Annotated in this window: 22 protein-coding genes and 1 rRNA gene; 20 read left to right on the forward strand and 3 right to left on the reverse strand. The window is 44.0% G+C overall.

Features of this window, described 5'->3' with window-relative positions; all coding sequences use genetic code 11:
* Window positions 1-7 precede the first annotated feature (7 nt).
* Entirely contained in the window at window positions 8-1084 is a 1077-nt protein-coding gene (locus AB4Y93_RS28290; RefSeq protein WP_441897053.1) for a D-alanine--D-alanine ligase family protein, read from the reverse strand.
* Window positions 1085-1283: 199 nt separating this feature from the next.
* Between AB4Y93_RS28290 and AB4Y93_RS28295 the strand changes: the two genes are divergently transcribed.
* The 7 genes from AB4Y93_RS28295 to AB4Y93_RS28325 all read left to right on the forward strand — a co-directional run bounded on the left by AB4Y93_RS28295 (window position 1284) and on the right by AB4Y93_RS28325 (window position 8193).
* On the forward strand, window positions 1284-1985 hold the full coding sequence (locus AB4Y93_RS28295) for a response regulator transcription factor (protein WP_441897055.1): 702 nt from the start codon (window positions 1284-1286) through the stop codon (window positions 1983-1985).
* Window positions 1975-3066 carry a sensor histidine kinase gene (locus tag AB4Y93_RS28300; protein WP_441897057.1) on the forward strand — a complete coding sequence of 364 codons (1092 nt, stop codon included), beginning with the start codon at window positions 1975-1977 and terminating at the stop codon, window positions 3064-3066. Before AB4Y93_RS28295 ends, AB4Y93_RS28300 begins: the two co-directional genes overlap by 11 nt.
* Window positions 3067-3413: 347 nt before the next feature.
* Entirely contained in the window at window positions 3414-3887 is a 474-nt protein-coding gene (locus AB4Y93_RS28305) for a MarR family winged helix-turn-helix transcriptional regulator (RefSeq protein ID WP_441897059.1), read from the forward strand.
* Between the two features lie 121 nt (window positions 3888-4008).
* Window positions 4009-5628, forward strand: coding sequence for a spore germination protein (locus AB4Y93_RS28310; RefSeq protein ID WP_441897061.1), 1620 nt, complete (start codon window positions 4009-4011; stop codon window positions 5626-5628).
* Between the two features lie 14 nt (window positions 5629-5642).
* Window positions 5643-6761 carry a GerAB/ArcD/ProY family transporter gene (locus AB4Y93_RS28315; RefSeq protein ID WP_441897063.1) on the forward strand — a complete coding sequence of 373 codons (1119 nt, stop codon included), beginning with the start codon at window positions 5643-5645 and terminating at the stop codon, window positions 6759-6761.
* The gene (locus AB4Y93_RS28320; RefSeq protein ID WP_441897065.1) at window positions 6730-7971 is read left to right on the forward strand and encodes a Ger(x)C family spore germination protein; all 1242 of its coding nucleotides are present in this window, start codon (window positions 6730-6732) and stop codon (window positions 7969-7971) included. The genes AB4Y93_RS28315 and AB4Y93_RS28320 overlap by 32 nt, the downstream gene beginning before the upstream one ends.
* Before the next feature lie 24 nt (window positions 7972-7995).
* Window positions 7996-8193 (forward strand): CLC_0170 family protein, encoded by a 198-nt coding sequence (locus AB4Y93_RS28325; RefSeq protein ID WP_441897067.1) that lies wholly within the window; start codon window positions 7996-7998, stop codon window positions 8191-8193.
* Window positions 8194-8251: 58 nt separating this feature from the next.
* On the opposite strand, the gene AB4Y93_RS28330 is transcribed toward AB4Y93_RS28325, so the two are convergent.
* Window positions 8252-9115: a helix-turn-helix domain-containing protein gene (locus tag AB4Y93_RS28330; RefSeq protein ID WP_441897069.1), complete on the reverse strand. Its 864-nt coding sequence runs from the start codon at window positions 9113-9115 to the stop codon at window positions 8252-8254.
* A 142-nt stretch (window positions 9116-9257) separates the two neighbouring features.
* Between AB4Y93_RS28330 and AB4Y93_RS28335 the strand changes: the two genes are divergently transcribed.
* The 11 genes from AB4Y93_RS28335 to AB4Y93_RS28385 all read left to right on the forward strand — a co-directional run bounded on the left by AB4Y93_RS28335 (window position 9258) and on the right by AB4Y93_RS28385 (window position 20703).
* A complete protein-coding gene (locus tag AB4Y93_RS28335; RefSeq protein WP_441897071.1) occupies window positions 9258-10958 on the forward strand; it encodes an ABC transporter substrate-binding protein in 1701 nt (566 codons plus the stop codon).
* 26 nt (window positions 10959-10984) lie between these two features.
* Complete coding sequence (locus tag AB4Y93_RS28340) at window positions 10985-12505, forward strand: glycoside hydrolase family 43 protein (protein WP_441897073.1); 1521 nt, start codon at window positions 10985-10987, stop codon at window positions 12503-12505.
* A 137-nt stretch (window positions 12506-12642) separates the two neighbouring features.
* Window positions 12643-14160, forward strand: a complete 1518-nt coding sequence (gene xylB / locus AB4Y93_RS28345) for a xylulokinase (RefSeq protein WP_441897075.1) — start codon at window positions 12643-12645, stop codon at window positions 14158-14160.
* A gap of 400 nt (window positions 14161-14560) precedes the next feature.
* Window positions 14561-16024, forward strand: a complete 1464-nt coding sequence (locus tag AB4Y93_RS28350) for an ATP-binding protein (RefSeq protein WP_441897077.1) — start codon at window positions 14561-14563, stop codon at window positions 16022-16024.
* Between the two features lie 9 nt (window positions 16025-16033).
* Window positions 16034-16720, forward strand: a complete 687-nt coding sequence (locus AB4Y93_RS28355; RefSeq protein ID WP_441897079.1) for a response regulator transcription factor — start codon at window positions 16034-16036, stop codon at window positions 16718-16720.
* 162 nt (window positions 16721-16882) lie between these two features.
* Window positions 16883-17716, forward strand: coding sequence for an undecaprenyl-diphosphate phosphatase (gene bacA / locus AB4Y93_RS28360; RefSeq protein ID WP_441897081.1), 834 nt, complete (start codon window positions 16883-16885; stop codon window positions 17714-17716).
* A 1-nt stretch (window position 17717) separates the two neighbouring features.
* Window positions 17718-18329, forward strand: a complete 612-nt coding sequence (locus AB4Y93_RS28365) for a DedA family protein (RefSeq protein ID WP_441897083.1) — start codon at window positions 17718-17720, stop codon at window positions 18327-18329.
* Entirely contained in the window at window positions 18326-18841 is a 516-nt protein-coding gene (locus AB4Y93_RS28370) for a hypothetical protein (protein ID WP_441897085.1), read from the forward strand. The genes AB4Y93_RS28365 and AB4Y93_RS28370 overlap by 4 nt, the downstream gene beginning before the upstream one ends.
* A 29-nt stretch (window positions 18842-18870) precedes the next feature.
* Entirely contained in the window at window positions 18871-19668 is a 798-nt protein-coding gene (locus AB4Y93_RS28375; protein ID WP_441897087.1) for a COG4705 family protein, read from the forward strand.
* 160 nt (window positions 19669-19828) lie between these two features.
* Window positions 19829-19936, forward strand: a complete 108-nt coding sequence (locus AB4Y93_RS28380) for a hypothetical protein (RefSeq protein WP_441897089.1) — start codon at window positions 19829-19831, stop codon at window positions 19934-19936.
* A 290-nt stretch (window positions 19937-20226) separates the two neighbouring features.
* Window positions 20227-20703, forward strand: a complete 477-nt coding sequence (locus AB4Y93_RS28385) for a GNAT family N-acetyltransferase (RefSeq protein ID WP_441897091.1) — start codon at window positions 20227-20229, stop codon at window positions 20701-20703.
* A gap of 78 nt (window positions 20704-20781) precedes the next feature.
* Here AB4Y93_RS28385 and AB4Y93_RS28390 read toward each other — a convergent pair whose 3' ends face one another.
* Window positions 20782-22191, reverse strand: a complete 1410-nt coding sequence (locus AB4Y93_RS28390) for an MFS transporter (protein ID WP_441897093.1) — start codon at window positions 22189-22191, stop codon at window positions 20782-20784.
* Window positions 22192-22342: 151 nt separating this feature from the next.
* Here AB4Y93_RS28390 and AB4Y93_RS28395 point away from each other — a divergent pair, with 151 nt between their 5' ends.
* Both AB4Y93_RS28395 and AB4Y93_RS28400 read left to right on the forward strand, forming a co-directional pair.
* Window positions 22343-23257, forward strand: coding sequence for an AraC family transcriptional regulator N-terminal domain-containing protein (locus tag AB4Y93_RS28395; protein WP_441897095.1), 915 nt, complete (start codon window positions 22343-22345; stop codon window positions 23255-23257).
* A gap of 432 nt (window positions 23258-23689) precedes the next feature.
* Window positions 23690-23766, forward strand: a 16S ribosomal RNA gene (locus tag AB4Y93_RS28400); the annotation flags it as partial.

Consider the following 23766-nt stretch of genomic DNA (forward strand, 5'->3'; position numbering starts at 1 on the left):
ACCTCTTTCATCTTGTATATTGAAGCATTTGTTTGTTTTTGTGACGGGCGATAGCGTGCCCGATTAATTTTTCAACCAGCTCGGAATAGGCCGTTCCATCGGTGCGTTCCCACATAACCGGATACATGCTAAAATTCGTAAATCCCGGTAAAGCGTTAATTTCATTAAGGAACAATTCACCTTCACTATCCAGAAAGAAGTCGACACGGGCGAGACCTTCGCAGCCATGAGCTTGATAGGCCCTGATCGCCAGCTCACGGATTCGCTGAGTCAAGCCATCCGCCAGCTTGGCTGGGATCGACATCGTAAGCCGCTTGTCCATGTACTTGGATTCGTAATCGAAGAATGTATGGTCATGGATGAATTCGCCGGGCAATGAAGCGAGAGGCCTCTCATTGCCGATAACGGCTACTTGAATTTCTCTGCCTTCCACCTCGCGTTCGATTACAAGTTTCTTATCATAAGAGAAAGCCTCTCGAATACCAGCCAGGAGCTCCCCACGGTTCGTACATCTGCTTATGCCAATGCTTGAGCCAAGAGAGGCTGGCTTCACGTAGCACGGATATCCAATTGAGTGCTCAACATCACGCAGAACCGCTGCCTCATCCATTCTCCATTCCTCGAAGCGGGACACCATATATTCTGTCTGTTGAATGTTGGCTTGGGCTAAGATCTGTTTCGACATCGCCTTGTCCAAGGTAAGAGCAGCCGACAGTACGCCATTTCCAACGTATGGAACGTTCAGCAGCTCCAGCAAGCCTTGCATCGTACCGTCCTCACCATTCGAGCCGTGTAATAACGGCATTACGACTTTTGGACCTGGCAAAGCCATAACACCTGACAGTATTTCACCCATAGAACGGGCCGGGTCGAGAAACGCGGGCTCTGCAATTAACTGTTCGATCGTCAAACCTTCCTTGGACAGATGTCCTGGCGTACACCACAACCCATCAGGCGTAATATAAATGGGATAAACCTCGTAGCGGGCTTCATCAATGGAAAGCAGGACGGTAACCGCCGTTTTTAACGAAACTTCATGTTCGACGGATTTGCCGCCGTATAGTACATATAGCTTTGTTTTCATAGGAATAACCTCCAGGTAGAATTCTTGTCCGTTGTTCTATCTCCAAAGATAACGGTTAAGGCCTGGGAGGATCGTAAAACATCTTAAAGGAAACCTTAAGAATTCCTTATTTGTGATTTTAAGTAGTCGGTTGTAGAGAAGTTTTCTGATACACTAGAGCCACGTTAATCAACTTACGAAAGAAAGATGGAGAGATCTCATGAAGACCATTCAAATCCTGATCGTGGACGACGACCTTGAAATCGCCCAATTGATCAAAATCTATTTGACTAATGAAGGATACCAGGTGCTCATAGCCAATAATGGCCGTGAAGCATTGGACGTGATCGCCAAGGAATCCATTCAATTGATTATTCTCGACGTTATGATGCCGGAAATGGACGGTCTTGAGGTCGTCCGGGCGGTACGTGCGGAGCATGGAGTTCCAATTCTGATGCTGAGCGCCAAAGCCGAGGATATGGATAAAATCATGGGGCTGACGACAGGTGCAGACGATTATATGGTCAAGCCGTTTAATGCTCTTGAGCTGATTGCCAGGGTGAAGTCGCTGCTTCGCAGATCCATATATTTGAACGCACAGATTCAACCCGTGCAAGACCCGGAAGAAATTCAGATCGATTCTTTGAACATAAGCAAAAAAGCGCATACGGTTACAGTGGAGGGCCGGAACGTTTATTTGACCTCAACAGAGTTTGATATTTTGTATTTGCTGGCGAGTCATCTCGGGCAGGTGTTTAGTGCGGAGGCTATTTTCGAAGCGGTATGGAAGGACAAGTTCCTGGAGTCCAACAATACGGTTATGGTTCACATAAGCAAGCTTCGAGATAAATTGGAAAGCGAGCTGGGCGGGGTCAAGCTGATCCAGACCGTATGGGGAGTAGGGTATAAAATTGATCCATAAACCATGGAAGAGCCTGCGTTTCAAAATGTTATATTTATTTGGGTTAAGCGCGCTTGCGTCTCTCCTGACGGTTGGCCTCCTATATTTGGCTGCCGCAGTTGTTTACAGTAGTGATTTATTTATTTTTCCTGATCTATTGCAGAAGATACTGGATAATTTCGGCCTTCCGGCTACAATTGTTACAGCCAGCCTTGTCTTATTTATCATCTATTTCTTCGCATTAAGCCGTTCGACTATTCGCTACTTGATGGGAATATCACATGGGATCGAAAGGATCGCGGAGGGGGATTTTGAATCCCGCTTACCGGTAAAGGGTGGTGACGAGCTCGGGGCATTGGCGGACAATATCAATAAAATGACGGCTCAACTGAAATGGTCTATCGATGAAGAGCGGCGCGCAGAGAAGGCAAAGGCCGAGCTGGTTACGAACGTTTCTCATGATTTACGTACACCTTTAACGTCTATTGTCGGGTATTTAGGACTGATTGAAGAGGATCGTTACCGGGATGAAGTGGAGCTGAGGCATTATGTTCAAATCGCCTATGAGAAATCGATGCGCCTGAAAACGATGATTGAAGATTTATTCGAATTTACGAGGACGAGCGGGGGAATGGGGCTTCGGCTGTCTCCAATCAATCTTACCCAGATGCTTGGGCAATTGGCGGCTCAATTCCGCTTGCAGTTCGAACAGGTGGAGATAGAGAGCCGATTGACTCTCCCCGATCATCCGATCTTCGTTGATGCAGATGGGGACAAGCTTGTCCGGGTATTCGAAAACTTGATCGTCAATGCGATCCAATACGGAAAGGATGGCAGGCAGGTCGACATCTCGGTTTGGGGTGATAACGGACATGCCATCGTTGAGATCGGGAACTACGGCGAGCCTTTGCCTTCAGCCGTTATCCCGTTGTTATTCGAAAGGTTTTATCGCGCGGAGCATTCCCGTTCGCATCATACGGGCGGCTCGGGACTTGGTCTTGCGATCGCTAAGAACATCGTTGAGCTGCATCATGGAACAATTTCCGCAGCAAGCGACCAAGGGAGAACCACATTTACGGTGAAGCTTCCGCTTGCGAAATAGGGAAAAACAAAAGCTGGATCTCAAATGAGGTCCAGCTTTTTGGATTTATAAAAATGAATATTCAGCTTACTCTTTTTTGTCATGTTTTTTTAATCTGGGTAATAGGAAAAGAGAAGGCGTTCCTCCCCATTCGTAATACTCCGTTAAATCGGATATGTCAGCCAAGCTGAATGCGACCAAAAAGGGCAGGAGACCAAGAGCCAGAATAGCAAACAACAATCCGAAGCACATGGATTTTACAATCGCACCTACGGTCATCATACTCATCTCCAAATCTAAGTTGGATTTTGTAGAATTCTTAAATTTGTATCGCAATACGATATAAATATGTAGAGGAGCATGTATAAATGCCAAATCAAAACTTAACAAAATCCGTATATGAGCAATTAGCGAGTTTTAGGTATAAGCTGCGCGTATTTATGCACTTCAGTGAAAACGCAGCCAAAGAGGAAGGATTAACCCCACAACAACACCAATTAATGCTTGTTATCCAAGGTTATCCAGGACGAGATTACGCTACCATCTCAGAAGTGGCTGAAAAGCTTCATATCACACATCATGCTTGTGTTGGGCTGGTATCCCGTTGTGAAAAATCAGATCTGATTAAGCGACGGCCCAATCCGGACGACGCAAGAAGTGTTCTTATTGCATTAACGGATAAAGGGATCGAGCTCTTGCACCGTATATCGGATGTGCACCTAAGGGAGCTTCAAAATCTTCAAATTGATCTAACTTCGTTTGAACATGAACCGGATTTGCTCAAACCAGCATTGACGGAAACATGCCTGCTTTCAAAGCCTTGTCAGACTCATTCTGACTAGGCTTTTTCTTTTTACCTGCAGGAACTTAATGATTAACTTCCGCCCCATTTGTAAAAGATGGAAATAAGAAAAGAACACACTTCCTCTAAAAATCAGAATAATGTGATTGGCTGGTGATGTAATGCCTACAAGAAAAATTAAACGGATGGTTACGAAGCCGATTGTAATAGGACCAAGCAAAGTTCTGGATAAGCATAAAGGCGAAAAAATAAGCACCAATATCGAGAGTACGATTGCTTTTATCCAAGGCATAATGGGCATGAATGAAGATTTAACGATTCGAAGATTCCATGTGTTTGGACAGCATCAAGCCGTTATCATGTACTTCTCTAATATGGTGAATCAGTCTACCGTCAATGTGGATATTGTGAAAGCACTTATGTATGTTCCTCCACATCTTATAGGAAGATCCATAGAGGTTAATCAGTTAACTGATGTATTGATGAATGACGCACTTTATCATAGCGAGAGCAGGTTGGAAGGCGGATTAACGGTTCTAGTTGATAGTCTTCTGCGAGGGGAGACCGTCGTGACAGTTGAAGGCCTGAGTCATTCCCTGATTATTAATACACGATACATAGATAAACGTTCGATTGAACAACCTGCGACTGAGCAGGTTATTCGGGGTCCTCGTGAAGGTTTTATCGAACCATTAGGCACGAATATCTCTCTTATCCGGTATCGGCTTCAATCCCCGGATCTTCGAATACAGACGATGGAGATTGGCCGCAGAACCAAATCAAAGGTAGCCGTTTGCTATATGGAAGGCATTACCAACCCGGAGCTTGTTAAAGAGGTCAATAATCGTCTTTCCAAGATTGATATCGATACGGTGATGGATTCCGGCTACCTGGAGCAGTTTATTGAAGATAACCATTATTCGCCATTTCCGCAGGTTCAGTATACGGAACGTCCAGACAAAGTAGTTGCGAATTTAGCGGAGGGAAGGGTGTCCATTCTTGTAGATGGCTCTCCGCTGGCGTTAGTCGTTCCGACGGTATTTAATCAGTTCTATCAGACGGTAGAGGACTATACGGAGCGATTCGTGTTGATGAGCTCGATTCGGTTTGCAAGGTTAATTGCTTTAGTATTCTCGTTGGTCTTCCCGGCTCTATATGTATCGATCATCTCTTACAATCCGGAGCTGATTCCAACTGATTTTGCCGTTGCCGTAGCGGGAGGCAGGGCAGGGGTTCCTTTTCCGGCTGTCATGGAAGTCATTATTATTGAAGTAGCAATGGAAGTGTTAAGGGAAGCCACAATCCGATTACCTCAGCAAGTCGGCGGAGCTCTATCAATCGTTGGCGTGCTTGTCATTGGACAAGCAGCCGTAGCTGCCGGATTTGCCAGTCCTATTACGGTTGTCATTATTGCCTTAACGACAATCGGTTCTTTTGCCACACCTGCTTATAATGCAGCGCTTGCGCTTAGGCTGCTCCGTTTTCCGCTTATCATTTTGGCGGGGACCTTTGGTCTCTACGGGGTCATGATCGGATTAATTCTAATTGCCAACCATCTCTTGTCACTTAAGTCCTTTGGCGTTCCATACCTAAGCCCGCTTATTCCTGTTGACTTTCAAGGCTTTAAGGATCTGCTGATCAGAGGACCATTATGGTTGATGAAAAAGAGACCGGCTTTTCTGCAGACTGTAGATGATACAAAAGTATCGGAAACGATGTTCAATGAGCTGCAAAAAACGTCAACCAACGTACTTGATCCGTCAAACGAGAAGAATCAATAGGAGGAGAATGCCAGATGGAGCCCCGTCAGATTACGGTCATACAGGCATCCGCCGTTCTAGTCAGTACCATTATTGGCGTAGGTGTTCTTGCCCTTCCGCTCTTTGCTGTACGCGCCGCAGATTCTGGAGGGCCGCTTGTTACCTTTCTTGCGATCCTGCTTGCGTTTGTTGGACTAAGTCTAATCACATGGCTTGGCATACGATTTCCTGACCAATCGATTATCAGTTACAGCGAAGTGATCATTGGAAAATGGCTTGCGTGGCTTGGCAGCCTGTTTATCATTAGCTTTTTTGCCGTGTTAACCTCGCTGACGGCGCGGGAATTCGGCGAAGTGGTCGTCACATCGGTCTTGAAATCAACTCCTGTTGAGGTGACGGTCATTGTTATGCTGCTGCTGGCGGCTATTTCTACCCGTCACGGCATTAATACTTTTGCACATATTCATACCTTCTATGTTCCGTTCCTGTTAATTCCCGTGTTGGTTATCGCCGCGCTGTCGCTTAAAAATGCGGAGGCGATCAACTTGCTGCCGATTTGGGGAAATGAACAGAGCGGAATACTGAAAGGTACATTAACGATAGCGGCTCTATTCCAAGGAGCTTTCATTCTGACTGCGGTCATTCCGGCTATGAAACATCCAGAGAAGGCAATGAAGGCAAGCTTCTGGGGTATGGCTATTGCTGGCGGACTTTATATTATTATCGTTGCAGCAACTATTAGTGTGTTCGGCTCCGAAGAGATTAAGCAGCTGCTCTGGCCAACGCTGGAATTAGCCAAAGCAACGTCTTTGCCCGCCAATATATTAGAACGTCTGGATGCTGCATTTCTGGCTGTGTGGGTGACAGCCGTGTTTACTACTCTTTTCTCCAGCTACTTTTTTACAATCTATGCTATTAGCCATCTCTTTCGGTTACGAGAGCATAAGCTGTTCTCTTATTTTATTTTGCCTTTTGTCTTTGTCATGGCTATGCTGCCTAAAAGCATTATTCAAATGTATCAAATTATTGAAGATGTAGGCCGCATCGGGTTAATTATCACGATTGTATATCCTGGACTATTGCTCGCCGTTTCGATTCTTCGCAAGAAAAGAGGTAATCGCGTTGCAGACAAGAAAGTGGATCAAAGCAATTAGGATGCTATGTGCGGTTGTTATTGCCACGCCATTTCTTGCTGGCTGCTGGGATCGTCTCGAGATTGAGGAGAGGGCAGTTGTGCTTGGGGTATCTATTGATACGGTAGACACGGAAGAAGCGGAAGAGGAGGAAGATGAAATATCCCATGTACACGGAACGATTCCTGCACCAAAGAAAGGAATGGTGCGCGTAGCCGTGCAAATTGCTCTTCCCGGCAGAATTCCGCTTGGACCAGGCGAAAGCGGAGGAGGAGGCAAAGGCTCCGTTGGACAAACAGTATGGGTGATAGACGTTGTGGGTCACAGTATAAATGACGCGTTCATGAATTTGCAGCAGCAGGTATCCAGCAAGCTTTTTTTCGGTCATCTGCGCGTTATTGTCGTGTCAGAAGCGGTAGCTAGAAAAGGGCTGGAGAACATTAATGATTATTTCCGCCGTAATCCTGATGTTCGCCGCATGGCCTGGCTGATGATAGCTAAAGGTCAAGCACGTAGGCTCATGACGGCTGCTCCTCCTCTTGAACGAGTACCTACACTTTATTTGATGTCAACGCTGGATGAAGGCATTCGTATGGGGAAGTTCCCTAAAGATTATATCGGTATTTTTTGGAGCAACGTTTCTAAAAAAGGACAGGAAGGCTTTTTGCCTTATGTTGAAATAAAGAAAGAACAAAATGTAGAAATAAAGGGCCTGGCTTATTTTGTTGATGACCAAATGGTTGGTGTGACCAAGCCGTTAGAAATCGCAGGCTATCTAGCTGTAAAAGGAATAAATCCTGCAGGCTACAGGGTGTTCATTCAATTGGATGGTCCAGATCACGCCATCATGACGAACGCAACGCACCGCAGATCCAAGATTATCGTCCAGATCAAGGATGATGTACCGCATTTCACTATAGATATCGCGATTGAGCTTAATGTGGAAGGAAAGGTAAGCGAAGAGGTCAAGATTGATGATCCAGCCGTGCTGAAAATGATTGAAGACAAACAAACAGAGGCTTCCGTTAAATTTTATTCCGATGTTATTAAGAAATCGCAAGAGAAAGGATCGGATTATTTTGGATTTGGTGAATATGTAAGAGCGAAAAAACCTCAGTATTGGAATAAACGAATCAAGACAGCTGATGGATGGCGAAAAATGTACAAGGATTGTACCTTCGATGTCAAAGTATCGATGAAGGTGCGCCGCATCGGGATGAAGGGTCAATAATATCCTTGGTTGGAGGGAATAGAAATGCTGGGCGGCTACACAATCGGCTATCTATATTATGCAATTGGATTGTTTATCCTAAGCGGTTTGCTCATTATTTATATAGATGTGGAAGCTTTCAAGAAGGCGAAACAAAAAAAAGAATGGAAAGTATCCCGATTTATTGGTTGGTTTAATCTAATAACCGGTTGTATCACTTTAATTGGGAATTGGGTAATATAAGAGTCTTAAACGTAGTGAAAGCCCCGCCTATTGGTGGGGCTTTTCTCGTTTTGAAATTCTAAAGCTCTCGACGGTACACCTTGGGAGACATCCCGTAAACTCTGTTGAACTGACGGGTGAAGTAGTTGCTGTCATTAAAGCCGCTTTTATAAGAAACCTCTGTAATAGGACTATTTGTTGTTTTCAGTAAATGGCATGCGTGCTCCAAGCGTAGTCGCAATAGATAGGCGAAGGGGGTCGTTTGATAATAAGATTGGAAAATCCGATTTAAATGTCTCACTGATATATCCGATTTGTCAGCGATCTGTTCTCGCGTTAGTGGTTCAAGATAGTGATCTTCCATAAAAGAAATGGCATTCGCCAAGTGCATGAAGTTGCTCTGAATTCCTTGTCGATCCTGATTCTGATATTGTCTGGACAGATAGACGACGAGTTCCATGAAACGTGAGCGAAGCATGGTCTGATAGCCCTGAAGCTTGTCCGAATACTCATTAATCATGAAGGCAACGTGGGAAGAAACGTATTCCAGACTCGAGATCGGTAAGCTGAGTTTACTGTTAAAAGGTTGTATATTTCGATAAAACGGTTCCAACACAAAAAGGGCTTGGTAGCCCATAGACGTTCTAAGGTCAGGGCCGGCTATAGCTAGTATTTCAGGGCGATACATTATGTTACAGATTCGAAAATCATGCGGATCTTTATAAGCATGAGAGGTTGCGCCGTCAATAACAAATACGTCTCCCTTCTTAATGAAAGATGCTTCCGTATTTACGATATGGGTAGCATGACCATTCAAAACAATGACAAGTTCAGAAAAATCTACATGATCATGAAGATACATGTCTTCGTCATGCCCACCATACCCAATATAAAATAAAAATTGCTCGTCGGATGTAAACCAATTCAAATGGACACTTCTCATAAGGATTCTCCTCTAATTATAGCTCGCAATTGATTGATGTCCTTATCATGCTATTTTAGGACCCTAAAATCAAGGATTAAGGATAATTGGTTCCATTATAATGCTAGATGAACACAATAATAATCATAAATGGGGGATACAGATGGAAAAAGTAAGAGAACTGTCGAAGCTGGGCATTGTCTTTACGCTTGCAGTAGGTGTACTGGCTGGATGCTCTGGGAACAACAGCAACAACAGTGTTGTAAGCGGTAACACAAGTAACGGGCTTGAAAATGATACATCTCCAATCACCTTCTCTTTCTTTAGTGAGGACCCGAATCCGAACTGGAGGAAAATGCAGGATGATGTAGGGAAAGAAATAACAAAGGCAACAGGTGTAACCCTTAATGCCGAATTCGCTGTTGGTGATCCTTCACAGAAGGTAGCACTGATTGCAACCAGCGGGGACTATCCGGATCTCATCAGCCCGAAAGGGGATTTGAACAAATTAGTCGATGCTGGAGCCATGCTTGATCTGACTGATTTGATTGAGAAGTATGCTCCAAATTTGAAAAAGCTGTTCGGTGACCAAATGAATCGTCTACGTTACAGTAACGAGGACCAGTCCATCTATGTGGTTCCAACTTACTCCGCGGTGGATGGTAAATCTTTTGTTGCAGGAGGCGGGTTCGAGCTCCAGCACCGTGCGGTTAAGGAAGCGGGTTACCCGGCGATCAAGACCCTTCAAGATTACGAGAATGTCATTAAATCCTATCTGGATAAGCATCCAACAGATGAGAACGGGAACAAAAATATTGGGCTGCTCCTTAACGCAGATGACTGGCATACGTATATTTCCGTTACGAACCCGGCAGCAGAAACAACCGGTAAGTCAGGAGACGGTGAGTATTTTATCGATCCAAAAACGTATGAAGCTACCTATCATTATCGTACAGAAGGTGAGAAAGAGTACTTTAAATGGTTGAATCATATGTATAATAGCGGTTTGGTGGATACAGAAAGCTTTGTTCAGAAGAATGATCAGTATTTGGCAAAGGTTGCATCGGGACGGGTCATTGGCTTGATTGATGCGGATTGGGGTTACGCAGATGGTGAGAAGTCACTTAAAGCAGATAACAAGCTAGACCAAACCTATGGGCATTATTCGGTTATGTTATCTGACGCTTACAAAGATAACCGCTTCCAATCAACAGGCTTTATGGCAGGCTGGGGAGTAGGCATAACAACAGATTGCAAGGATCCGGTAAGAGCAATTAAATTTCTGGATTATTTAGCATCCGAGCAAGCCCAGGTTCTTAATAATTGGGGTATTGAAGGGAAGCATTATACGCTGCAGGACGGCAAACGTGTCGTTCCGGATGATGTTCAGGATCGAATCATAAATGATAATACGGCATTCAGTCAGGAATCAGGTATTGGTTTCTATTCCAACCTTGGTGCACATTACGGTGACGGCGTACAGGATTCTACGGGTAACTATTATACGAAGAATTTCCCAGAGCTCATTATTGACACCTATACAAGCGCCGATAAGGAAACACTTAAAGCTTATAACGCGACAACCTGGAAAGACTTGTTCCCACAAGAGGAAGCATTCCCCGTTAAAGATTGGGGTGCTGCTTGGAATATAGCCGTACCAGGTGATGACGATGTCACTATCCTAGGGAACAAAATGAAGGACATTACTTGGAAGTTAATCCCGCAGGCTATTATGGCGAAACCGGAAGACTTCGATCAAAAGTGGGACAGCTATCAGAAAGAGCTGCTCGACGCTGGTGTTGAGAAGATGGAAAAGGGCTTTACGAAATATGTTCAGGATCGCGTAAAACTATGGAATGAATAGAGTTAATAGAGTAGGAGAGCAGAGATATGAATTATAGTAATCCCGTCATCAGTGGCTTCCATCCAGACCCTAGTGTCTGCCGAGTAGGGGAAGATTATTATTTGGTCACAAGTTCGTTTGAATATTTTCCAGGTGTTCCCCTATTTCATAGTAAAGATCTTGTGAATTGGGAGCAGATTGGACATGTTTTGACGCGGACGGAACAGCTGGATCTGAGAAAAACCTGGAGCTCCGGCGGGATTTTTGCGCCAACCATACGGTTTAATAACGGAACATTCTACATGACTACAACAAACGTGTCAGGTGGGGGCAATTTCTATGTATTTACGCATGATCCTAAAGATAAGTGGTCGGATCCAGTCTATGTAGACCAGCCGGGTATTGATCCTGATCTCTTCTTTGATAAGGACGGCTCCGTGTATTATACAACCTCTCATGATGCTAAGGGGCAAGGCGCTTATCAAAGCAGAATTGACATTAAGACAGGCAAACGTCTCTCTGATGTAATCCTATTATGGAACGGCACCGGCGGCCAATACCCGGAGGCTCCGCATATCTATCGAATTGGCGAATGGTATTACCTCATGATTTCTGAGGGAGGAACGGAGTACGGGCACATGGTAACGATTGCGAGGAGCAAGAGACCAGATGGTCCATTCGAGGGTTTTCCGTACAACCCTGTTCTAACCCATCGAAGCACACTAAATACGATTCAAGCAACGGGACACGCCGATTTCGTTCAAGCATCAGATAGCAGCTGGTGGGCGGTGTTCCTTGGTATTCGGCCTGCTGGTTATCCTAATCATCACTACTTGGGACGGGAGACCTTCTTAGCGCCAGTGACTTGGACAGAAGATGGCTGGCCAATTATTGGGGATAACGGAACGGTTGGTGAGACGATGCCGGCGGGCAATCTTCCTTTGCAGCCGAAGCCAAATAGCCAAGTAAGAGATGACTTCGAACAGACTGAGTTAGCTCCATACTGGAACTTCCTTCGTTCATCAGATTCGCAGAATTGGTCACTTTCCGAGAAGAAAAGCTGCTTGACGCTATACGGCTCTGAGGCCACCTTGAATGAAATTAGCGTACCGTCTTTTATTGGTCGAAGACAGCAGCATTTTTTATGTCGTACATCTGCTCATCTTACGTTTGCACCACAGCAGGATGGCGAAGAAGCAGGTATGACGGTATTTATGAATGAACGGTTTCACTACGAAATAGCGATCAAGCAGATTGCTGGAGAGCGTAAGCTTATCTTCCATAGAAGAATTGGTTCACTCTGGAAGATCGAAAACGAAAGGCCTTGGTCGGCTGACTCGGTTATACTAAGTGTCCGTGCGGACAAAACTAACTATGTCTTTGAGTATGCCGAAAGGGAGGAAGAAGAACCTATTCGGTTTGGACAAGGGGAATGCAAAATGCTGGCCACAGAATTAGCAGGCGGATTCACAGGTGTGTTTATCGCTATGTATGCGACGGGTAACGGTTTACGATCCATATCGCCAGCTTATTTTGATTGGTTCGATTATCAGGTCACAGAGGATTAAATAGAAAAGCTTACTAAAAGCTGCCGACTTCGGCAGTTTTTTTTCATGCACCAATAAAAATTGTCGTTAGGGGAAGGAGAGGACGGTCTTCTTGCTGAAGTTGATAGAGGATGGACGGCTAAACATAACGGAGGTCGATGATGTCAATATTGCTTGGAATTGATATAGGAACATCGAGTGTTAAATCTATGCTCATGGATGTTGAAGGCCGCATGCTTGGTTTTTCGCAGATTGAATATGAGATTAGCATGACTTCGCCTGGTTATGCGGAGCAGGATCCTGAAGTATGGTGGGAATTGACATGCCGTACTATCGCTTTAGCCCTGGATCAAGCCGGTATTGAGGCTAATCGAATTACTGGCATAGGGCTTTCCGGGCAAATGCACGGATTGGTGGCCCTCGATCAAGGCGGAAAGGTTGTTAGACCGGCGATAATCTGGTGCGATCAAAGAACAACTACCGAGAAGAATGTTATAGAGAATATGTTTACGAGAGAGCAGCTAGGCGAACTTATACAGAACCCTGCAGCAACCGGATTTCAGCTTTTATCTCTCATGTGGATGAAGGAGAACGAGCCTGATCAATATCGTCGAATTCGGCATGTCATACTTCCTAAGGATTATGTCCGTTATCGCCTCACTGGCGAGATTGCTGGAGATACGACAGATGCATCAAGTACATCGGCTTATCATGTTAAAGAAAAAAGATGGTCAACTGAGCTTCTGGAGAGAATCTCCATAGATCCAGCGATGTTCCCACAAGTAGGAGAGCCTTGGGAAATTAGCGGAATGGTTACATCCCATGCTGCGATTGAAAGTCGTCTTCATGAAGGAACAGCTGTTGTATATGGTGGAGCAGATCAAGCCATGCAGGCAATTGGAAACGGTATCATTACTCCGGGAACGATATCTTGCACGATTGGAACAGGAGGGCAGTTATTTGCTCCTACTACTACTCCTATTTATGACAGCTTATTAAGAACCCATACTTATGTTCATGCGGTGCCAAATAGATGGTATTTGCTTGGTGCATCGATGAGTGCAGGGCTATCTTTGAAATGGCTCGCAGGGCAAGTATTAAGGAGAACCGATTATCTCGAACTCGATCAACTTGCGGAAAAGATATCAGCAGGAAGTGAAGGCCTGATCTTTCTCCCCTATCTGAACGGAGTACGCACACCGCATATGAACCCACATGCCACAGGGATGCTGTTTGGGCTTACGCTTAATCATAGTGACGCGCATCTTGTTCGATCCGTTCTTGAAGGTGTGGGTTACTCGATGAGAGATAGTTTAGAGATCTTTAAATCTATAGGAGTAAATATGGATCGAATTATTATTTCCGGCGGCGGTGCTAAGAGCAGATTGTGGAAGCAGATTTTAGCAGATATCCTTGGCAGTAAGGTTTATACCAGTACGATGAAAGAGCAAGCTTGTTTCGGAGCCGCGATGATGGCAGGAGTAGGTGTAGGAGCTTACTCAAGCATTGAGTCTGCCTGCGCGTCTATTGTTCGAATTCACGAGCAGCCGATAACGCCGGTTGTAGAGAATATCGAGATTTATGAATCTCGTTACAGAGTTTACCAACAACTTTACCAAAATAATCGGGAACTTTTCGCTCTTGATGGCATTAAACCAGATAGAAGCGGAGGGTAGCAGTCCACTTACAAACGTATGTGGAAGTCATGGTCAAGCCGCTATGGATTGATTTGTGTGTCAATGGAAGTCATACAATTATCTCTAGAGTCTATGGTACAGGTGGAACCCAGAAACTGCGCTTGTTCACTCAATTTGGTTCTGCTGTATTTGACAGGATTAGCATCGGTACCCTTGCAGACAGACTTTGATAACGATGCATTGTACAAAAAAAGAAACGCTGATTTATTTAAAGTATTTTTATTAGAAACTTAATAACATGTTAATAATTTTTTTATAAGATATTTTGGATCAGCAATTCTAATGGGGGAAAAGCATGAACTCAGAGCAACTTGTATTTATCATGTACTTCCCGTATGTTATTGAAAAGAATTTATTTCCCTAAGGAGATTTACAGGGTATGTCCATACGTTTAAAACTGCTGTTATCCTATGCAGCTATGCTTATCATTCCGCTGATTTCAATCCTGCTTATTTCGCTTCTTCTTGTCGTTTTTTACCAGGGTGATATCCAAAATTTAAAAAGTGTTTATGAAACGACAGAAAACAGATTTGGACACGAGGCTGTCGAGCATGCAGCGAAAGAGATTAAACGCTCGTCCACACGGCATCCAGAATTATTACTGGATTCTTCTTATCTTGATGAATTGTCGGAAGATCTGGAAAGTAATGATTCTGGCATCATTGTAAGAACCGGAAACTCTATCTATTACCGTTCGTCAAGCATTCAACAAAATGATCAACTTGTAACAGATTTGCCGCCATACCATCAGGCAAATTCCGTTAACGACTATATAGAAAGGAAAGAAGGTAATACGAACTATGTGTTCCAGCAGTTTGATTTTGACTTTCAAAGCAAGCAGGTAAGCTTATTTATTATTTCTAAGGAGGACCCGCTTACCTATTTCATACGCAAGTATTTCCCTACCTTATTTGTTTGTTTATTGCTAATTTTGATTGTCACACATCTGCTGCTGACGACTTATATGTCCAAAAGCATTATCCGTCGCATTGAAGCACTACGTAAAGCAGCACGAGAGATGAAAAACGGAAATTTGGACTTTCAGCTTAATATGCAAGGAAAAGACGAGATTAGCCAATTAGGTATGGCATTCGAAGATATGCGCTCCCGCATGCAGGAGTCGATTCAGGTTCAGACCCAATATGAAGAGAACCGCAAGGAGCTGATTGCAAGTATCTCCCATGATTTAAGAACACCTCTTACAGCCATCCGAGGTTATATTGACGGGGTCATAGAGGGAGTTGCGGATACACCTGAGAAAAGCATGAAATACATGAAGACGATTGCAGCCAAAGCAGGTGAATTGGAGCATCTAATTAATGAGCTCTTCTTGTACTCTAAGTTGGACCTGAACCGTCAGCCCTTCCAGTTTGAATCAGTTGAACTGCTGCCTTTCCTCAATGATTTATCGGAAGAACTTCATTTCGAGCTTGAGAAGAAGTCAATCCTTTTTGAACCGGATATCCACATGAGCGCGGGGCCATCCGTCTTAATGGACAGGGATCAATTCAAACGTGTGCTAAATAACATTATTCAAAACAGCGTCAGGTATATGGATAAACCTTCACCTGCTATACAAATGAAAGCTTATCTGCAGGGGGATAAGGCAGTTATTGCGATAACGGATAATGGAATTGGCATGGAGGCAGACGTGGTCCAACATATTTTCGATCGCTTCTATCGTGTAGATGAATCGCGCAGTGCCAAGACTGGGGGAAGCGGGCTAGGCCTTGCTATTGCGAAACAAATTATGGAGGGACATAACGGGATGATAACAGCTTCCAGTCAATTGACGATGGGTACAACAATCACCATCTCCATGCCTGTCCAATCCAAGGAATGAGGAAGAGCAATGAAAAGCATTCTGGTCATTGAAGACGATGCAACGATTTCAGAGCTTCAAAGAGATTATTTGGAGATTAATGGGTTTGAAGTGAAGGTGGCTGCCGATGGCGAAGCAGGTCTTACGATGAGTCTTTCTGGTATGTATGACCTGGTGATTCTGGATTTGATGCTTCCCAAGATGAACGGATTTGAAGTCTGCAAGAAAATCCGCGAGAAGCAGGACATTCCTATTCTAATCGTAACATCCCGCCACGAAGATATTGATGTAATCCGTGGCTTAGGTCTCGGTGCGGATGATTACATTACGAAGCCGTTTAAGCCGGCAGAGCTGGTCGCAAGGGTGAAAGCTCATCTGGCAAGATACGAGCGGTTGGTGGGTGTAAAGGACACGAAGAACATGATTTCAATTCGTGGTTTAAGTATCGATCCAGATACACGCAAAGTATTTGTTAATGATGAGGAAACCATACTTACGACAAAAGAATTCGACTTGCTGTATTTCCTCGCCAGCCATCCCAATAAAGTTTTCAGCAAAGAGCATCTATTTGAACGGATCTGGGGGATTGATGCACTTGGTGATATACAAACCGTAACGGTACATATTCGGAAAATTCGCGAGAAAATTGAAAAAGATTCGGCTAATCCCGTCTATATTGAGACATTATGGGGAGCGGGTTACCGCTGTAGAAGCTAGAAAAGAAGTCTGATCATGGATCAGGCTTTTTTTATTTTTAGTTCATAATAGTTAATAAAATTTTAATGAGATATTTACGGCTCGTTGAGGTCTTGGCTATAAAGTAGGGGAGGTCCACATGAGGATAACAAGCGATAGCGAGAAGGGAAGTTGTTTGGCAATATGCAAAATATATTCACAGCCGTCATACAGGGAATTGTAGAAGGACTAACTGAATTTCTTCCCGTGTCTTCGACGGGACATTTGATTTTAACCGGTAAATTACTAAACTTTACTGGTGACAAAGCGGATACCTTTGAAGTTATTATTCAGCTTGGCGCGATTCTGGCAGTTGCTGTTATTTACTGGCGCAGGATATTAAATCTTCTTGATATTGGGAAGTTGCAACCTGATCAGGAAGCTGGGACGACAACGAAATCATCAAACAGACTAAATTTGATCCATGTAATTCTGGCTTGCCTGCCAGCGATGGTACTTGGGTTAGCCCTGCACTCTGTTATTACATCTTATTTATTTTCTGCCTACACCGTACTAGCAGGATTGGTGTTGGGAGGTATCTTTATGCTGATTGGCGAACGCAGCCAGGCTTCCGTTCAATCCACTGGTGTTGATCAGATTACCTATAGACAGGCGATATATATCGGATTGTTTCAATGCTTGGCGTTATGGCCGGGCTTCTCGCGCTCTGGAGCAACGATTGCGGGAGGATTATTATCAGGCGTTGAATACAAAGCAGCTACAAACTTTTCATTCTTAATCGCTATCCCAATGATGGTAGCTGCAAGCGGGTATGAGCTATTAAAGAGCTATAACACATTAACAGCTTCTGATGCTGCATTTTTCATAACCGGGTTTATTGTTGCGTTTGTCGTTGCATTGCTTGCCGTTATTACATTCTTGAAGCTTCTGGAACGATTCAAGCTTGCTCCATTTGCCTATTACAGATTTATTCTCGCAGCTGTTTTTCTCATTTATCTGCTGGTAACGGGGGTATAATATGCAAAGTATCATCGAGTATATCTCAAATATAGGGGTTCAATTAGTTGATGCGATTGGCCTTTACGGAATATTTATTGGAATGGTGTTGGAGAGTGCATGTATCCCAATTCCAAGTGAAGTCATTATGTTAAGCGGTGGATTGGCGGCAGCCAGCGGCTCAATGTCATGGCAGGAGGTTGCCATTGCGGGGGTGCTCGGCAATGTTGCAGGTTCAGTAATCGCGTACTATGTCGGAGTGCTAGGTGGGAGAAAGCTGTTAAACCGATACGGAAAATATGTGTTCTTCAGAAGCTCGCATCTTGATCAGGCTGAGCGTTGGTTTGGACGATACGGTAAGGGTAGTGTGTTCTTCACAAGGAATCTGCCATTTATCCGAACTTTTATTTCGCTGCCCGCAGGCATTGCAAAGATGAAGTTCTCTACTTTTATCATATATACCTTTCTAGGCTGCATTCCGTGGAATATGGCATTAGCGTATGCGGGTTATAAGTGGGGAGCGAATGCTGATCGATTAGAGAGCTATATGCATCCCATCAGTTATGCAATTGCCGTTCTTCTGGTCGGATTGCTTGTATTCTGGCTATTCAGAAAAAAACGGTCTCGGGTATGATGCAGCCAGCAGCCATTCATGCAACAGTCTCTAATCTAATAATCGAACATTATGATTACAGTTTTACGTCTGAGGGCGAGCCGGTTATTCACATCAAAGTATCCAATAATAGTACGGAGGTATTAACAGGTGATCTTTCGGTCCAGGTGGACCGTGCTTTTAATACCAATCAAGATGAATGGGGTTATAAACATGTAGGAAATGCCATCTCTGTACATGATGTTGTTCTTAAACCTGGAAGGGATCAAAATCTTGAAATTCAGAATGCTCCTGCACTGAAGTCAGGTGATTACAGAGCGAATATTCAGTTTCAACATTTAAAGGAATCCAAGCAGGATCAAATTGATTTTTCGATAACGCAATCAGATGTAAGTCAATCTGGTTGGGAAGATTTCCATTCTCACAGCAGTAGCAGCCATCGCACTCAACTCCTGAAATATAAGTCGATAACTATTGCTAGCCTAATCATAATTACAGGGGCTTTCGTTAGACTGTTCCGAGAAAAGTCGTAATTAATTCGATTAATAGTAAGGAGACATTTATGTATATTTATAAAGCTGAAAATCATTCTAAAGTAGCTGATTTGTTAGTTAAAGTGCCAGAAATCACCTTGTACTTCTGGATTACGAAGCTCCTTACCACTGGTATGGGGGAAGTAGCTTCTGATTATTTATTTGAGCGTTTAAATCCTCTAATTTCCTTGCCGCTCAGTGTAGCGATTTTTATTGCTGCCATGATACTTCAGTTCAAAGCAAAACGATATGTGCCTAGTCTATACTGGCTTGTTGTTATCATGGTGAGCATTTTCGGTACAACGGCAGCAGATGTTGTTCGTGTTGGCTTAGGAATCCCTTATGTGGCATCTACGATCTTTTTTGCTGTGATGCTCGCAGCAGTACTTATTACCTGGTATATCAAAGAGGGAACTTTATCCGTGCATCATATAAATACCCGCCGAAGAGAAATTTTTTATTGGCTGACTGTGTCGACAACGTTTGCGCTTGGTACAGCGGCGGGTGACATGACGGCTTCCAATATGCATTTAGGTTATTTATCATCAGGAATTATGTTTAGTGTTGTTCTCGTAATACCTGCCCTTGGTTATTGGCTGTTTAATATGAAAGAAGTAGCTGCTTTCTGGTTTGCATATATTATGACACGGCCTGTCGGTGCATCGTTTGCAGACTGGTTATCTGCTTCGCATGCAGACGGGGGAGCAGGCTATGGCAAAGGAAGTGTAAGCTTAATCTTATTTGTTATTATTGTACTTCTTGTTTTCATTCGAGGTGGTGCTCCGGCTAAGATAGAGGAACATCAGCATTCTGTAACCAATCCATAACTCTTATCATTTCATGCTAATTTCATCGTTTATTGGTATATTAAACTTCTTTGAAGTTACAGTTGGTAAGAATCATGCGCATCTTGCTGGCGGAGGACGATGAAACGCTTGGCGAGTTAACCGAGCATCAACTAAAGCGGCAATATAACACTGTCGATTGATGAAGGATGGTCAACAGGCGAGGGATGCTATTGCAGCTAGCCGTTATGACGTATACGTGCTTGATTGGATGCTGCCCGAGATGACCGGCTTGGAACTCGTGCGGTAGATCCGCAGCAAGGGAGCTCATACCCCCATTCTGTTATTGACGGCAAGAGATGCGGTTAAAGACCGGGGGGAAGGGCTGCGTACAGGTGCAGAAGCAAGCTGCGCTGAAGGATGTCGAGACTTTCGTTGATCAGACTCAGACCGTTTTTTTTGAGAAGAAGCAATAAGTTTCATGATGAAGGGGCTGCCGGTTACGACAGCTTTTTTTGATATAAAGATTTGACCACAATCGCGTAGTACTATACTCTGCAAAGAGGAACAGACTTTCGAAACAGCCAAAGGGAGATACAAATGACTACAATTACTGCCAAACCATTTGATAAAGAAATGCAAAACCTGTTAGGTGAATTAAGCTCAGGATATCATGCAGGAGAATTGAGCCGGAAGGATCCATCTGAATTAGCGGAAGAAATCTATATCATCGAGAATGATGATGAAATGGTTGGGTACGGCGTCATTCGAGAATACGCACAGGGCAATCAGTTAATTCAGAAGGCGGAGAAGGATTATTTTCACCCGGATGAAAGGTATCTGCAGAGGGATTTCTATATTGAGATTAAGAATGAGACCAACTTTGTATTCATTGAAGTATTGGACGTTCTGAAGGAGCATGAAGGAAAAGGGTATGCGGCATTCTTCATCAATTGGCTGAAAGCGAAATATCCGAATAAACGGATGTATGTATACTCGCTGGATAAATCACAAAACTTTTGGTTTAAACAGCAGTTTGAGGTTGTTGGGAACACGGTTTGGATGACATATAACTAATATCTATTTTGAAGATAGTGGTCACAGAAAAAAGCCCCAATTGGGGCTTTTTTCATGTTCACTTTTAACTTTCCAGTGTTATTTATCCACTTGTAATGCTTGTTTTCGACGAACTTGCCGCGCAGGAATTAAGCACAGAAGAGTTACAGCAAGAGCAGCAATAATAAATACAACGGACCCTAACAAGGAATTTGATATAGCATGGGCAAATTGTAGGCTGAAGGCTTGATCTGTATGGCTGGATTGATTAAATACAGTTATGAGTACAGCCAAACCTAACGAAGCACCACTTTGATGTGCAACATTAATGAGCCCCGAAGCTGCACCTGTATCTTGAGGTTCGACATCGGTAAGTCCCATTGCTGTAAGCGGCTGGAATACCATTCCGGCGCCAATACCCATGATTGTGAGGAGGATGAACATTTCCGGAAAGAAGTGCCCTTGCACAGAGATGATTCGACTGAGCCACAGTGTACCAATGATCGCGATGATCAAACCAGCCATGAGAACTTTTATATTGCCAAAACGGTGCACGAGCCCATGCATCAGGTACATCATCCCAAATTGGGCGACTGTAAATGGCAGGAAGGCTAGACCTGCTTCAAATGAGCTGAAGTGGGCGGCGTTCTGCAAATATTGAGGGATAAAGAAAAAGAGTGAGAAATTCCCGCCAACCATCAGAAATCTTCCTAGATAAGCTCCGGACCGCTGGCGGCTTGCAAACAACCGGAGCGGGATGATCGGCTCAGCAGCTCTAGCTTCAATAAGAATGAATGCTGATAATAGAACAATACCTGCTGCAAGTGGAATCCATGTTTCAGGCTTCCCCCAACCGTAATCCGCAGCTTGAACAAAGCCATATACTAAGCCCGTCATGCCGAGGACAGATGTGAGCGCACCCCAAATATCAAATCGCCCTGTTCGAATAGTTGTTTTCTGGATAAACTTCTGTACCAAATAGATCAGAGCAATCCCAATAGGGACATTAATAAACATCCCGAGACGCCACGAAACAAAATCTGTGAAAAATCCACCAAGTATAAGACCGATACTGCCGCCGGCAGCCGAAACGGCACTGTACATCGCAATCGCTCGGGCACGTTCCTTGGCTTCAACAAAGCTTGTTGACAGTAAGGCCAGCGCAGCAGGTGTTGCCAGTGCAGCCGCAAAGCCTTGGAAGGCGCGGGATATGAGCAAAAATTCAGCTGTTGGTGCGAGCCCGGCCAGTAGAGAGGTCATTGAAAATAATCCAATGCCTATACCTAGCATTCTTCTCCGCCCTAATAAATCCCCTGCCCTAGCACCAAGCAGCAAGAAACCGCCAAACGCTAAAATGTAGCTGTTTTGAACCCATGTCAAGCTGGTTGTCGACATATGAAGGGAGCGGCCGATTTGAGGAATTGCAGTCACCATTATAGACGCGTCAAGCACAACAATAAGCTGGCATGCGATGATGATGGTTAGAATAATCCATTTGGACTGATGCATTTGTATGTTCCTTTCCATATGAAAGATAGTGGTTCTGAGAAACATTATGGCTGTAATCAGTGTAAAGAAGTAGATCATTCCTGCTTAAAAGTTGCCTAAAGCTGCAAAATGATGTATATAATCAAGAAACAAGACGGGAGGGATGAAAGGAATGTCGGAACAGCTAAAGCAACTCATTGCCATGACGGAACGGATTACCATGTCAGAGGGAAGAACGCCAACCAGTGTACCGTTTCTTTCCGTTGTCAGACGCAGTCGCGATACCCTGCGGTGTCCAGGTGTATTAACCACTTCCTTTTGTCTAATTCTTCAAGGGGCTAAGAAGTTTTATCTTGGCCAAGACATTTTTCATTATGGAGCTGGTGATTATTTGGCATCCCTGATCGATATTCCGGCTTCGGGTCAGGTCGTTGGGGCTACAGAACAATCACCTTATATGGGACTGCGAATTGATTTTACTACGCAAGAAATTGCTTCTGTCGTAATGGAGGCAGAAATCCTCATGGAGCCAAAGGAGAAAAATTCGAGTACCGGAGCCTTTATCGGTAAATCGGATGCTGATCTACTAGATATTTTTAACCGTTTATTAAGGTTAACCGATAAGCCTAATGAAGTACGATATTTATCAGAACTGCTCAAGAAAGAAATGATTTTTAACTTGCTGTCAGGTGATTATAGACATTTATTTTTGCAGAAGGTGTTGTTTGATCAAAGGGCGGATGGAGTCGGTAAGGCAATTCAATGGATCCAAGAAAACTACACACGCTCTTTTACCGTTGAGGAGCTGGCAAAGTCCTGCAACATGAGTACCTCCGGTCTTCATCATAAATTCAAAGCGATCACAACAATGGGACCTTTACAGTATCAGAAGCAGCTTCGGCTTCAAGAAGCCAGGCGCCTGATGTTAAGTGGTCCAGTAGGGGCAACGATGGCTGCAATGACAGTTGGCTATGAAAGTCCGTCCCAATTCAATCGAGAATACCGAAGGCTGTTTGGCCAACCTCCTATGCAGGATATGAAAATGATGCGTAAATCATCTAGCTTATGGGGATTCGAGGATAGTTAATAAGCAACGCCGATCAAAAATGCCCGGGGTTGCTTTCTATAGAAGAGGCTAAGTTTTTGGTTATCGAGCACGGGTAATAGAAGAGTTGAGGATAGGCGTGACACGATGGAAAGTAAATTATTACCTGTTGAACTTACTAGATGAACCGTGGTATATTCTATTTCCGGCCGAGAGAGACAAACGGTTGTGCAGAAAAAGCTGAATAGCATGGATTGATAGAAACTATAATCGATGTAAAATAAAGCTTGACTGTGAAATTGATAACGTGATATATTAAACCGCGTTGTTGAAGAAATTGTTCTTTGAAAACTGAACAACGAGCAATACTGCCCCGTTAGAAATAACGGAAAAAGCGATAAGAACAAGTTTGAGCAAGTCAAACAACCAAGGAGTTTTCGTCGATCGGTTTCGGTCGAGCGATGAAAACACCATTTCATGGAGAGTTTGATCCTGGCTCAGGACGAACGCTGGCGGCGTGCCTAATACATGCAAGTCGAGCGGATCTTTTC

Source organism: Paenibacillus sp. YAF4_2, assembly GCF_052113225.1.
Classification (GTDB): domain Bacteria; phylum Bacillota; class Bacilli; order Paenibacillales; family Paenibacillaceae; genus Pristimantibacillus.